The organism is Ensifer sesbaniae, assembly GCF_013283665.1.
Lineage (GTDB): Bacteria > Pseudomonadota > Alphaproteobacteria > Rhizobiales > Rhizobiaceae > Ensifer > Ensifer sesbaniae.
The window spans coordinates 623,367-636,247 of sequence record NZ_JABEKU010000002.1 but is presented as its reverse complement, the minus strand read 5'-3'; the positions used below and the strand labels follow the sequence as shown (position 1 = coordinate 636,247).

Genomic DNA, 12,881 nt, shown 5'->3' with positions numbered 1-12,881 from the left:
CGATGATTGCCGTGCTTTGCACGCCGCCTGGAAGACAAGCTGACAATGAACATCAAACGCGCTGCCGGCCTTTTCGCATGGCTCCTCTTTACCGTGATCGCCTATTCGACGATATCGCCTCTCGAATTGCGACCGCGCATCGGGCATCTCGTCCATCTCGAGCGGTTCGGCGCTTTCGGCCTGCTGGGACTGTTGTTCGCGATCGCCTATCCGAGACAGATCGGGCGCGTGCTGGTTCTCGTACTCGCCACCGCAATCGGCTTCGAACTCCTGCAGATGATATCCGCGGATCGCCACGCGCGCGTGACGGATGTTGCCGTCAAGCTTCTCGGCGGTGCCTGTGGCGTCTTGTCCGGGTGGCTCGTCGTCCGCTATCGGCCGCACCTGCTCGCTTTATTGGGGCGGATAAACCAAAACGCAAAATATCGCAGCTAGGATCGACGACAACCTGAACGCGTTGCGAACGCACTGCTGATATTGGGGGATCAGTTGGCAGTATCCGTCATCATCAAGACGCTGAATGAAGAAAAGCGCATTGCTGCCACCATCGAGAGCGCGCTCAAGGCGCTCGAAACCGCTGGCGGCGAGGTCATCGTCGCCGACAGCGGCTCCTCGGACCGGACCATCGAGATCGCCTCGCGCTACCCGGTGGTGATCGCCCAGATCAGTCCGCCGGCGCGGCCAAGCTGCGGCATTGGTCCCCAGCTCGGCTTCCAGTATTCCCGTCACGAGCACATCTGCCTGCTCGATGGCGACATGCTGCTGGACGACGACTTTCTCGAGGTGGCGGAGGCGTTCCTGGCCGATGATCCCGGGGTCGCAGGCGTCACCGGTCATGTGCAGGAGATGCTGACGTCCAACCTCGAATTTGCCCGGCGCGTCACACGCAATGCGCCCGAGAACCGCATCGGCGCGATCGACCGCATGAACGGCGGCGGCCTCTATCGGCGCGCGGCGATCGAGGCAGTGGGCTACCTCTCCGACCGCAATCTCCATGGCTATGAAGAGTTCGACCTCGGCATCCGGTTGCGCAGTGCCGGCTGGAAGCTGCATCGTCTCGACCGGCGCTTCGTTCGGCATTTCGGCCATACGGAGAATTCCTACCGGCTGCTGGTTCGGCGCTGGAAGAGCAAGTATCTGTTCGGCATCGGCGAGTTGCTGCGCGCTTCGATCGGCCAGCCCTATTTCTTCCAGCTCATCAGGGAATTGCCGGAACTCAAGCTCTGGGCGCTGGTCTATCTCTGGTGGGCAGGATCGCTTGGTCTGCTGCTGGTCATGCCCAGCAAGGCCCTCGCTCTCGGCGCAGTCCTTGCAATCCTTGCCGGCGTCGTCGGGCTCATGAGCCTGCGCAAGGGGGGACTTAGCATGGGACTTTATACGGTCGTTGCCTGGTTCTTCCATGCGGCGGCGCTGCCCGTCGGCTTCTTCAGGGCGCGCCGCAAGCCCGATGCGCCGATCGAGAGCAAGTTGCTCGGAGCCCCGGCGTGAGCGGGCGAAGCCTGTTCGCCGCGGCAGCGATGCTTCTGGCATTCGGCCCGTGCGTACACGCATCCGATCAGTGGCTTCCGGTGCGCGAAGTTTCGCTCGAGGTTCGCAAAGGCAGCCCGCTCGATTTCTCCTCTTTCCTGCCGAATACCACGATCGACGCCGAGCATCGTCTCGTCGCCGGCGCCAATGGCCGGCTCGCATTCGTGCGCTCGCCCGATAAACCCGAAAGGATGCTTTGCGCTTCGCTCGCCTGGAGCCCGGCCTCCGGCGGATTTCCCGATCACGACACGGCCGACCGCTACGCCCGACAACTGGCGATGCACGGCTACAATCTTGCCCGCCTGCATTTCGTCGATGCCAGCCTGATGTCCGGCCGCGACAAGGATTTCGACTACGACCCCGAGACGCTCGACCGCATCCACTATCTGCTGGCGGCGCTGAAGAAGAACGGCATCTACTGGATGATCGACGGCCTCTCGTCGCTGCGCGGCGCCTATGGCGGCTTTGACGATCGTTGGGACGATGGAGGAAACCTCAAGCTCGAACTGTTCGTCGATGACGGGGCGTTCGCTCACTGGAAGCGCATGCAGGAGACGATCCTTGGGCGTGTGAACCCCTATACGGGCGTCGCGCCAATCCGCGACGATGCCCTGGCGGTCGTGATCCTCGCCAACGAGAACGGGATGGAGTTCGACACAGTCGTTCACGATCGGCCCGGAAAGGCGCCCTACGATCCGCTGCTCAAGAAGCCGTTCAATAACTGGCTTGCGAAACGCTATGGCTCCACTGACGCCTTGGCCAAGGCGTGGCCCAACCTTCGCTCCGACGAGACGATCGAGGCGAGATCGATCGCGCTCCCGGCCGATCGCTATGTCCACAACCCGCGGCTGCGCGATCTGCAGGCCTTCTTCGTCGAAACGGAACGGGCAGCGACCGCGCGCATGAGCGAGGTTCTGCGCGGGCTTGGCTACCGCGGTCTGATCAGCAATTACAACAATTGGCCGACGATCCAGGCGTCGCTCAGCCGGCGCGGCCTCGAAGCCGTGACCATGAACAGCTATCACGACTGGGTCAGCGGCTACGCGCCGGGAAGCAAAACCACCCAGGCAAGCTCCATTGCCGACGGGGTGAACTATATCCGGATGATCGCCGCGGCGCGCTGGCTCGGCAGGCCCTTCGTGATCAGCGAGTATGATCACCTCTTCTGGAACCGCTACCGCTACGAGGCGGGGCTGGCGATGCCGGCCTACGCGGCACTGCAAGGCTGGGACGTGCTCTGCCGTCATGGTCACGGCCCGATCGTTCTCGCCTATGGCGAACCTTTCGCCCACAAGAAGGCGATGCTTCCCTACGCCATCGCGCTCGATCCGGTCGCGCGGGCCGGCGAGACGCTGGCGGCGCTGCTTTACCGCCGTGGTGACGTTGCGACATCGGACCTGACTGTCCCGTTTGCCATGCGTGGCGAAGAGGATCTTTCCGACGACATGCAGGCGCGCGAACCGGAATACCTGACGGACCTCGCGCTGATCGCCCGGATCGGTCTGGAAGACCTGGAGCGCCTCGGCGAAGCGCCTGCCGTGCTGCAACCACGCCAGCAAAGCACCGAGGGGCTCCTCGACACGCTGCGCCAACGCGGCGCGCTCGCGAGCGACAACGGCACGAACATCGATGCCGGCATCTACCAGAGCAGCACCGGCGAGATCCTCTTGAACCGTTTTGCCGGACAATTGCGCGTGGTAACGGCGGCAACCGAAGCCGCAGCCTATTCGTCACTGCGCGAGCCGATCGATCTCGGCGTGCTGCGCATCGAAAGGGCGGATGGCAACGGGCTCGTCGCGCTCTCGGCGCTCGGCGCGGACGCGTCGCTGGCAGCGGGCCGTCGTTTCCTCGTGATCCTGGCGACCGATGCCCAGAACACCGATATGACGTTTCGCGACGCCGAGGAGAAGGTGATCGAGGACTTCGGACGATTGCCGGTCCGGATCCGCGCAGGCTACGCCGACCTTTCGCTCGCGCGAAGTGCCGAGAACTGGAGCGTTTCGCCGATCGGTCTCGATGGCACCGTGTATCCGCCGGTCGTGAAGGGGAAGGGCGCCGTCACCTTCCGTCTTTCAAACGATGTTCCCTCCGGCCCGACGACCTATTTCCTTCTCGAGCTGCAATAGAGATTTCCCATCGCCCCGGATCAATGAATGGCCACGATGTCGGCCTACGCTCCGCTGTTTTCATGCAATGGAGGTTACAATGAGAATATCGGAAGCCATGCATCCCGGGGCTCGCTGGATCTCTCCCGACACCGATCTCAAGACGATCGCGCGCATCATGAGGGATGAGGATATCGGCGCCTTGCCCGTCGGCGAAAACGACCGCCTGATCGGCATGGTCACGGACCGCGACATCGCCTTGCGCGCCTTCGCCAACGGGCGCGATCCCGCTTCGATGACGGCGCGCGACGTCATGACCAGGGATATCGTCTATTGTCGTACGAGCGAAACGATCGAGCACGCCGTCCATCTGATGGAGGCGAAACAGGTCCGGCGCCTTCCCGTGATCGATCAGAACAAGCGCATGGTCGGCATGCTGTCGCTCGGCGACATATCGCATGCGAGCAGCAGGCGGCTGACAGGCGAACTCGCCCGGGCAGTTTCGGCCCATCACCTCTGAGATCCGCCATAATGACTGCGGCGCCGTCCTCGGCGCCGCAAACGATTTGTTTGATCGGTCCGGAGAGGATCAGAAGCGGTAACTGATGCCCGTGCCGATCAGCCAGGGGTCGAGCTTGACCTTGCCGCTCACCGCGCCTGCGCCGGGCAGTGTTGCGTTGACTTCGGGCTCCAGGAACAGTTTCTTGACGTCGAAGTTCAGCCCCCAATGTTCGTCGAGCTTGATGTCGACGCCGGCCTGCAGCGCCACGCCGAAGGTGTTCTTCATGTTGAAGCTCGAGAAGTCGCCGCGCGGCTCTTCGCTGTAGAACACCGTGTAGTTCACGCCGGCGCCGATGTAGGGCTTGATCGTTTCCGTTGCGTTGAAATGGTATTGCAGCGTCAGGGTCGGCGGCAGCAGCCACGCCTTGCCGATTTCGCCGAGACTGGCGATCGAGCCACTGCCGCGCGCCGTGTGCGGCGTCGTGCCGAGGATCAGTTCGGCCGCGATGTTGTCGGTGAAGAAATAGGTGATGTCGAGCTCGGGCACCACGGAATTGCTGACCCCGACCTTTTCGCCGTCAAGTGCCGTGCCGTTCAGCGAGAGCGAGGCTTTGTCATCCGGCAGGACGGCCAGTGCGCGGGCGCGGATCATCCAAGGGCTCGGCTCGCTGGCGAGGGGCAGTTCCGGTGCCGCGACCGCGCTCGGTTCGGAGAGATCTGCCGCCGTCGCGATTGCGAGCGGCGCCGCAAGCGCGGCGAAGAAGACGGCAGATGGCAAAATGGCGCGAGTAGGCATGATTTCCGGACCCCCAGAAGAAGTTGAACATCGCCGGTCAGGGCGTTCGGCCGCAGCACCCCTGCGGCCGGCGGCACTATGCTCAAGACGGGTGTCTCAGGAGTTGTCCTGGATCAATGCAGTCGCGAGTCACGAAGTGCTTGGGGAGAAAGGGGATTCGCAGCGGCTGCTTGCCAGCATTCCGCGCATGCCTGCCTGACAAGGGCAGGCGATTGTCGTCCACGATGAAATTCCCTCGAAAATTGCAAAATGCAACGAGTCGACAAAAGGATTCGACAGTCCCGGGATTCTGATATATCGCGTGATTAATCGTTTAATCACGCGATGGCGGAAATCACTGACTTGGCGCGTTCCGGACCAAAACTGACGAGGATTGCCAGAACGCTCGGCGTGTCCGCGGCCACGGTTTCGAACGCGCTCTCGGGCAAGGGACGCGTCTCCGCCGAAATGGTGGAAAAGATCCGCGCGACGGCTGCCGAGCTCGGTTATGTGCCGAGCCAAGCGGGCAGGGCGCTGCGCACCGGCCGCACCGGCGTCATCGGCCTCGTTCTCCCCGATATCGCCAATCCGCTCTTCCCGCAGATTGCCCAGGCGATCGAACTTGCTGCTTCCTCCTCCGGCTACGGCGTGCTGATCGCGGACTCGCGCGGTGACGTCTCGACGCAGACCAAGGCGATCGAGCGGTTGATCGATCGCGACGTCGATGGCCTGGTCATCGTGCCCCGGCGGGGCACCCGCATCGCCGATGTCGGTTGTCCGGTTGCCGTCATCGATACGCCGTCGACGCCGGGCAACACGGTAGCCGCCGACCATTGGGGCGGCGGCCAGCAGATTGCCGAGCACCTGAAGGCGCTTGGGCACCGTCGCGTACTGATCATCGGCAACAATCCCGCCTCGAACGTGCAGAACGACCGCGCCGGCGGTATCCGATCGGTCTTCGGCGAGGGGTTCCACACCGATACGCTCTGGATCGAGCCGCTGGAGAAACTGGCTGGCAAGGGCTGTCCGCTCGGGCTCGCCAAAAAGGTGGCGGAAGGCTACACCGCCTTTGCCTGCATCTCCGATCTCCATGCGCTTCGGGCGCTGACCGAACTGCAGCGTGCGGGCATCAACGTGCCGGAGAAGGCGAGCGTTACCGGCTTCGACGACCTCATCTGGTCGCCGGTCATCACGCCGGCACTGACGACTGCACGCATGGACATGACCGAGATCGCGGCCATCGCCGTCGCAGCGCTCGTCAAGGCGATCCGCGAGCGCGACCCGTCCGATCCTGAAATCGGCGCGCCGGTCACTGCCGAGAAGGCCAAGGTGCCGATGCACCTTGTCATCCGACAATCGGCTGCCGCACCACCTCAACTGATCCAAGCCACTGCCACCGCAGCCCCATCCGTCACCGAAGGAGGACACCAGCCATGAAAAAGTTTCTGCTTGCCTCGAGCGCGCTCTTGCTCGTCGCCGCCCCTGCCGCGTCTGCTCAGGAAAAGACGCTGACCATTTCCGTCTATGGCTTTGCCCAGGATGCCTTCAAGGAACTGGTCTATACGCCGTTCGAACAGAAATGCGGCTGCAAGCTCGTCGTCGAGACCGGCAACAGCGTCGAGCGCCTGGCGAAGATGGAAGCCAACAAGGCAAGCCCGGTCGTCGACATGGCGGTGGTCTCGATGGCCGATGCGCTTTCGGCCTCCCGCGCCGGCCTGATCGAAAAGATCGACACCTCGAAGCTCCAGAACTTCAACAAGCTCTATGACCTCGCCAAGGACCCGAACGGCGACGGTATGAGCGTCGGCTACACCTTCTATGCGACCTCGATCGTCTATCGCTCGGACAAGATGGTGGTGAACTCCTGGGCTGATCTTCTCGACGAGAAGAATGCCAGCCACGTTGCCTTCCCGAACGTCACCACCAACCAGGGCCCGCCGGCGCTCTACATGGTCGGCGAAGCGCTTGGCAAGAACACGCCTGATCTCAAGGATGCGATCGCTGCCGTCGGCGCCAAAAAGGACGAAATCGTCACCTTCTACGTCAAGTCCTCGCAGCTCGTGCAACTGATGCAGCAGGAGGAAATCTGGGCGGCACCGATCGGCCGCTTCTCCTGGGAAGGCTTCACCAAGCTCGATCTGCCGATCAAGTGGGCAACGCCGAAGGAAGGACAGACCGGCGGCATGAACGTGATGGTCCTGACCAAGGGCGGCAAGAACCAGGAGCTCGCGCTGCAGTTCATGGACTTCTGGCTCTCGACCGAAATCCAGACCGCGCTTGCCGAAAAGCTGGTCGACAGCCCGGCCAACAAGGACGTGAAGGTTTCGCCCGAGATCGCTGAAAACCTCACTTACGGCGAAGAGACCGTGAAGAACCTGAAGCTCATCCCGTCCGCCGTCGCCCTCGACAATCGCGAGGCGTGGCTCTCGGAATGGAACGCACAGGTCGGCCAGTAAGCCCAGACAAAATGCTACCTCCGCCGGCGGGCACTGACCGCCGGTCGAGACCTCATGCGACGGGCGTAAGGATACACGCCCTAGAATGCCGTGAAAGGAAGAAGGATGTTCCAGAACCGCGCCGAAGCCCTGGCGCTCGCTCTGCCGGCGGCGGTCTTTGCGGCGATCGTCTTTCTCGCACCGGTGGTGATCCTGCTGGCGGAAGGCTTTCGCAATGCCGATAGCTGGTCGCTTGTCGCCTATACGAACTTCTTCTCCGATCCATTGAACCGCACAGTCTTCCTGCGCACCTTCCGCCTCGGCCTGGTGGTCACCGCCGTTTCGGCCGTCATCGGCTATGCTGCGGCCTTTGCGATCGTCAATCTGACGCCGCGCAGCAAGGGACAGATGATCGGCCTCGTCGTGCTGCCGCTGATGATCTCGTCGGTCGCCCGTACCTATGCCTGGATCGTCATCCTCGGCCGCACCGGCATCGTCAACCAGGCGCTCCAGCTCGTCGGTCTCTCGGACGAGCCGATCCGTTTCCTCTTTACAGAGACCGCCGTGTTCATCGGCCTCTTGCAGCTCTTCCTGCCGCTGATGATCCTGTCGCTGATCAGCGCGCTCGAAAACATGCCGAAGGATGCAATCCCGGCGGCCCGTGTTCTCGGCGCCAACTGGTTCCAGGTGTTCTTCAAGGTGATCCTGCCGCTGACCAAGGAAGGCCTCGTGATCGGCGGCACGCTCGTCTTCACCGGCTCGCTTACCGCCTACATCACGCCGGCGATCCTCGGCGGCTCCAAGGTGCTGATGCTCGAAACGCTGCTCTATCAGCGCGTCACCGTCGCCAATGACTTCGTCTCGGCAAGCGTCATCGCCTTCATCCTGATCGTCATGAGCTTTGCCGCCAATCTTCTCCTGAAACGGCTTGCCACCGCGAGGAACAAGCGATGAAACCGCGCGTCTTTACGCCTCTCGTTCTCTTCCTGGTGATCGGCTTCCTGATCGGGCCGTTCTTCATCATCGTTGCCGCCTCGCTTTCCGGCGGCGAGACGCTCGCTTTCCCGCCGCAGGGCTTCTCGCTGCAATGGGTCGCGAAGGTCTTCACGGTCGAGAGCTTCCGCGAGAGCTTCGCGATCTCGATGCTGCTTGCGATCGGCGGCACAGCCGCAGCCCTCGTCCTCGGGGTACCCGCGTCCTACGCGCTTTCGCGCTACAAGCTGCCCTTTGGCGAAACGGTCAGAACCATCGTCTCGCTGCCGATCATCGTGCCCGGCATCATCGTCGGCCTGGCGCTCCTGCGCTATATCGTCGTGCCCTTCGGCTTCAACATCACGCTCGTGCTGTTCCTGGCGCACACGGCGCTGGTTCTGCCCTATGCTGTGCGTGTCGTCTCTGCGAGCCTCAACAACCTGCGCTCCGATATCGAGGAGGCGGCGGTGCTGCTCGGCTCTTCTCGCGCGGGCGCCTTTTTCCGGGTGGTAATGCCGAATATCCGCAGCGGCATTCTCGCCGCCTTCATCCTCGGCTTCGTCACGAGCTTCAACCAGGTGCCGGTGTCGCTCTTCCTCTCCGGCCCGGGCGTGCGCACGCTGCCGATCGACATGCTCTCCTATATGGAGATCACCTACGATCCGTCGGTCGCAGCCCTCTCCGCACTGCTCGCCTTCATGTCCATTGGCATCGTCTTCCTTGCCGAACGCTTCCTGGGATTCTCTCGCTATGTCTGACGCCGCCTTCCTCAGCCTTGAAAAACTGACGCTCGCCTACGGCGACACCGTTGCGGTGAAGGATCTCGACCTTTCGATCCGCAAGGGCGAGCTGGTGGCATTCCTGGGCCCCTCGGGCTGCGGCAAGACCACGACGATGCGCTCGATCGCAGGCCTTCTCTCGCCGGCCTCCGGTGCGATCAGGCTCGACGGCGCCGATATCACCCGCGTTTCCGCGAACAAGCGCTCGGTGGGCCTCGTCTTCCAGTCCTATGCGCTGTTCCCGCACCTGACCGTGTTCGAGAACGTCGCCTTCGGCCTGCGGCTGAAGAAGCTGCCGGCGAACGAGATCGAGAGCAAGGTGACGACCGGGCTGAAATCGGTCGGCCTTTCGAAATTCTCCGCCCGCAAACCGGGCGAACTTTCCGGCGGCCAGCAGCAGCGCGTCGCGCTGGCGCGCTCGATGGTGATGGAGCCGAAGGTGCTCTTGCTCGACGAGCCGCTGTCGAACCTCGATGCCCGCCTTCGCCTCGAAATGCGTACGGAACTGCAGCGTGTGCAAAAGGAAACCGGCGTCACGATGATCTTCGTCACCCATGACCAGGGCGAGGCCCTGTCGCTGGCGGACCGCATCGTCGTCATGCTGAACGGCGCGATCGAGCAGATCGGCACGCCCGAGGACATCTACAACCGCCCGACCTCGCGTTTCGTCGCCGATTTCGTCGGTTTCGAAAACATCTTTGCCGTAGAGGGCGGCAAGCTCAAGGCCGGCAACGGCCCACTCGAACTTTCCGGATCCCTGCCGCCTGACACGGCAGGGCTTGCGTGGCGTCCGCGCATGGTGACCCTGGGCTCAGGTCCTTTCCAGGGCACCGTGCGCGGAGCCTCTTTCTCCGGCAGCACGCGCGAATATCTGCTCGATACGCCGCTCGGCGCCATCAAAGCGGAAGAGGATGCCGCGCTCGCAGCGCGTGAAACCGGCACTGCCATCGCCTTCGACCTGCCGGTCGACAAGGCCGCCCGCCTCAAGAAGTTCGGTTGACGTCCATGGGTGTCTGGATCGATACGGACATGGGCTTCGACGACATTGCCGCAGTGCTTGTCGTCCTCCATGCCGGTGAAGAGATCGATGGCGTGTCGCTCGTCTTCGGCAATACGCCGCTGGATCAGGTGAAGCGCAATGCTGCGAGCGCGACCCTCGCCTTCGGCTGGAGCTTCCCCATCCATGAAGGGCGCGCCCTGCCGGTGCTCGGCAAGCTCGAAACCGCTGAGCGCATCCTCGGCGAAGCCGGCATGCCAACCGCCGGGCTGACGCTGCCGCAAGCCGATGTGCTGCCATCGAGCGACGCCTTCGCAGCGCTTTGCGCCTGGCTGGAGCAGGCTGGGCCGAGGCGGGTGCTTGCGCTCGGGCCACTCACCAATCTCGCCGCACTCTGCCTTGCCCGCCCGGACCTTGCCGCGCGCATCACCGATCTCACCTGGATGGGCGGCGGTGTCACGAGCGGCAACCATACGGCTTCCGCCGAATTCAACGCCTTCGCCGATCCGGAGGCACTGGCCATCGTAATCGCGCACGGCTTGCCGCTGCGCATGGTCGATCTCGATCTTTGCCGCAAGGTCTTCGCCTACCCGGCCGACGTGGCACCGATCCGTTCGGCCGGCGGCGCCAATGCGGCGCTGATCGCCGATCTGCTTGCCGGATACATCTCGATCGGCACCAGCCGCGGCCGGCCGGGCATGGCGATCTATGACCCTTGCGCCGCCGTCGCCTTCGTCAATCCGGGGGCTGTCTCCTTCCGAAGTGCGCGTATCGATGTCGAGCTCGGCGGCTCGCTCACGCGCGGGCGCACCGTCGTCGAAACGCGCGAAAGCCATGGGACCTTCAATGCTGAATACGCGGTCGATGCTCATGTGGAAACGACCCGAGCACAGATCCTCGGCGCCCTGATGAAGGAGGCGCAGCAATGAGTGCCGCACAGCAGCCTCAAGTCCTGATGGATGCAGCGCTCCGCACTCGAGCCGTGGCAGCAGCGCGCGGCGACGAACCGTTTGAGGTCCTGATACAGGGCGGGACGCTGGTGGACGTGGTGACGGGCGAGCTTCGGCCGGCCGATATCGGCATTGTCGGAGCGTTGATTGCGAGCGTCCATGAGCCCGGGGCGCGCGGCGATGCGGCGACCGTCATCGACGCGAGCGGCGCCTTCGTTTCCCCGGGCCTGATCGATACGCATATGCATGTCGAAAGCTCGATGGTGACGCCGGCGAATTACGCCAACGCGGTGCTGCCGCGTGGCGTCACGACCGTCGTCTGGGATCCGCACGAGTTCGGCAATGTCAACGGCGTCGCCGGCGTGCGCTGGGCCGCGGATGCCATTGCCGGGCTGCCACTGCGCACGGTCTTGCTGGCGCCCTCCAGCGTGCCGTCTGCACCCGGGCTGGAACGGGCCGGCGCCGATTTCGATGCCGGCGTGATCGCCGACATCCTGAGCTGGCCGGAAATCGGCGGCATCGCCGAGATGATGAACATGCGCGGCGTCATCGACGGCGAGGCGCGGATCAGCGCGATCGTCCAGGCGGGGCTCGCAGCCCGCAAGCCGGTCAACGGTCATGCGCGCGGCCTTGAGGGCGCCGATTTGCAGGCTTTCGTCACGGCAGGCGTCAGCTCTGACCATGAGCTCGTTTCGGGCGATGATCTGATGGAAAAGCTCAGGGCAGGTCTGTCGATCGAATTGCGCGGCTCGCACGATCACTTGCTGCCGGAATTCGTCAAGACGCTCAACGGCTTGGGCCATCTTCCCCAAACGGTGACGCTCTGCACCGACGACGTTTTCCCCGACGATCTCGCCGAGGCCGGCGGCCTCGACGACGTCGTTCGCCGGCTGGTCCGCTATGGGCTGCCCGCTGAATGGGCGCTTCGGGCGGCGACGCTGAATGGGGCGGTTCGGCTGGGCCGAAACGACCTCGGTGTGATCGCGCCAGGGCGTCGGGCGGATATCGTGCTCTTCGACGATCTCGTCGAATTTCGTGCACGCACGGTCGTCGCAAGCGGCAAAACGATTGCCAGTGCCGGCCGGATGATCGAGCCGTTGATCGGTCTCGCTGCCGATAGGCTGCACGGCACGATGAAGATCGCCCCGCTTTCGGAGAACGATTTCCGCATTGGCGCGGATGGCGTGAAAGTGCGCGTCGCGATCATCGATCGCCCGCGCTTTACCCAGTGGGCCGAAGCCATTGCCGAAGTCGAGGACGGCTTCGTCGTTCCGCCCGAAGGTACGACCATGATCGCGGTGGCGCATCGGCACGGGCGCGCCGACAGCCGGCCGCGGGTCGGTCTCCTGTCAGGCTGGGGCCACTGGCGCGGCGCCTTTGCGACCACCGTCTCGCATGACAGCCATAACCTCACCGTCTTCGGTGGCAATGCCGAGGATATGGCGGTCGCCGCCAACGCGGTGATCGCTGCCGGCGGCGGCATGGCCGCGGCGTCCGGCGGCAAGGTCGACGCGCTCCTGCCGTTGCCGCTCGCCGGACTGGTTTCGGAGGATCCACTGGAAGAGGTCGCCGCAAGCTTTGCCGAACTCCGGGAGGCCGTCGGCCGCATCGTCGACTGGCAACCGCCTTATCTGGTCTTCAAGGCCTGCTTCGGTGCGACGCTCGCTTGCAACGCAGGACCGCACCAGACCGACCGCGGCATCGCCGATGTCGTCACCGGCAAGCTGATGGAAAGCCCTGTTCTGGAAGTGCTTGAAGCGTGAACTGCATGAGCTGCCCGCCAGGGCGGCTCGTGAAAGCGGGGAGCAAATCCGCAGCAGCAGATCGCCTCACGCTTCAG

12 protein-coding genes are annotated in these 12,881 nt (G+C 63.7%); 11 read left to right on the top strand and 1 reads right to left on the bottom strand.

The genetic code is table 11. The features are described 5' to 3' along the window. Positions 1 to 45: 45 nt before the first annotated feature. The 4 genes from BHMPCIPO_RS20725 (at position 46) to BHMPCIPO_RS20710 (ending at position 4,152) form a co-directional block, all read left to right on the top strand. A complete protein-coding gene (locus tag BHMPCIPO_RS20725) occupies positions 46 to 435 on the top strand; it encodes a VanZ family protein (protein WP_173518717.1) in 390 nt (129 codons plus the stop codon). A 54-nt stretch (positions 436 to 489) separates the two neighbouring features. Next, on the top strand, positions 490 to 1,488 hold the full coding sequence (locus BHMPCIPO_RS20720) for a glycosyltransferase family 2 protein (RefSeq protein WP_173518716.1): 999 nt from the start codon (positions 490 to 492) through the stop codon (positions 1,486 to 1,488). 29 nt (positions 1,489 to 1,517) lie between these two features. Continuing rightward, the gene (locus tag BHMPCIPO_RS20715) at positions 1,518 to 3,653 is read left to right on the top strand and encodes a glycoside hydrolase (protein WP_173520119.1); all 2,136 of its coding nucleotides are present in this window, start codon (positions 1,518 to 1,520) and stop codon (positions 3,651 to 3,653) included. Between the two features lie 79 nt (positions 3,654 to 3,732). Further along, on the top strand, positions 3,733 to 4,152 hold the full coding sequence (locus tag BHMPCIPO_RS20710; RefSeq protein ID WP_173518715.1) for a CBS domain-containing protein: 420 nt from the start codon (positions 3,733 to 3,735) through the stop codon (positions 4,150 to 4,152). A gap of 69 nt (positions 4,153 to 4,221) precedes the next feature. Here BHMPCIPO_RS20710 and BHMPCIPO_RS20705 read toward each other — a convergent pair whose 3' ends face one another. Then, complete coding sequence (locus tag BHMPCIPO_RS20705) at positions 4,222 to 4,929, bottom strand: OmpW/AlkL family protein (RefSeq protein WP_173518714.1); 708 nt, start codon at positions 4,927 to 4,929, stop codon at positions 4,222 to 4,224. Between the two features lie 342 nt (positions 4,930 to 5,271). On the opposite strand from BHMPCIPO_RS20705, the gene BHMPCIPO_RS20700 reads away from it, so the two are divergent. The 7 genes from BHMPCIPO_RS20700 to BHMPCIPO_RS20670 all read left to right on the top strand — a co-directional run bounded on the left by BHMPCIPO_RS20700 (position 5,272) and on the right by BHMPCIPO_RS20670 (position 12,804). Next, complete coding sequence (locus BHMPCIPO_RS20700) at positions 5,272 to 6,345, top strand: LacI family DNA-binding transcriptional regulator (protein ID WP_173518713.1); 1,074 nt, start codon at positions 5,272 to 5,274, stop codon at positions 6,343 to 6,345. Then, a complete protein-coding gene (locus tag BHMPCIPO_RS20695; protein WP_173518712.1) occupies positions 6,342 to 7,364 on the top strand; it encodes an ABC transporter substrate-binding protein in 1,023 nt (340 codons plus the stop codon). The genes BHMPCIPO_RS20700 and BHMPCIPO_RS20695 overlap by 4 nt, the downstream gene beginning before the upstream one ends. A gap of 105 nt (positions 7,365 to 7,469) precedes the next feature. Next, positions 7,470 to 8,297, top strand: coding sequence for an ABC transporter permease (locus tag BHMPCIPO_RS20690; protein ID WP_173518711.1), 828 nt, complete (start codon positions 7,470 to 7,472; stop codon positions 8,295 to 8,297). After that, complete coding sequence (locus BHMPCIPO_RS20685) at positions 8,294 to 9,073, top strand: ABC transporter permease (RefSeq protein ID WP_173518710.1); 780 nt, start codon at positions 8,294 to 8,296, stop codon at positions 9,071 to 9,073. Before BHMPCIPO_RS20690 ends, BHMPCIPO_RS20685 begins: the two co-directional genes overlap by 4 nt. Next, complete coding sequence (locus tag BHMPCIPO_RS20680) at positions 9,066 to 10,094, top strand: ABC transporter ATP-binding protein (RefSeq protein ID WP_173518709.1); 1,029 nt, start codon at positions 9,066 to 9,068, stop codon at positions 10,092 to 10,094. The genes BHMPCIPO_RS20685 and BHMPCIPO_RS20680 overlap by 8 nt, the downstream gene beginning before the upstream one ends. Positions 10,095 to 10,099: 5 nt before the next feature. Further along, complete coding sequence (locus BHMPCIPO_RS20675; protein ID WP_173520118.1) at positions 10,100 to 11,020, top strand: nucleoside hydrolase; 921 nt, start codon at positions 10,100 to 10,102, stop codon at positions 11,018 to 11,020. Next, positions 11,017 to 12,804, top strand: coding sequence for an adenine deaminase (locus tag BHMPCIPO_RS20670; RefSeq protein WP_173518708.1), 1,788 nt, complete (start codon positions 11,017 to 11,019; stop codon positions 12,802 to 12,804). The genes BHMPCIPO_RS20675 and BHMPCIPO_RS20670 overlap by 4 nt, the downstream gene beginning before the upstream one ends. Positions 12,805 to 12,881: the final 77 nt, after the last annotated feature.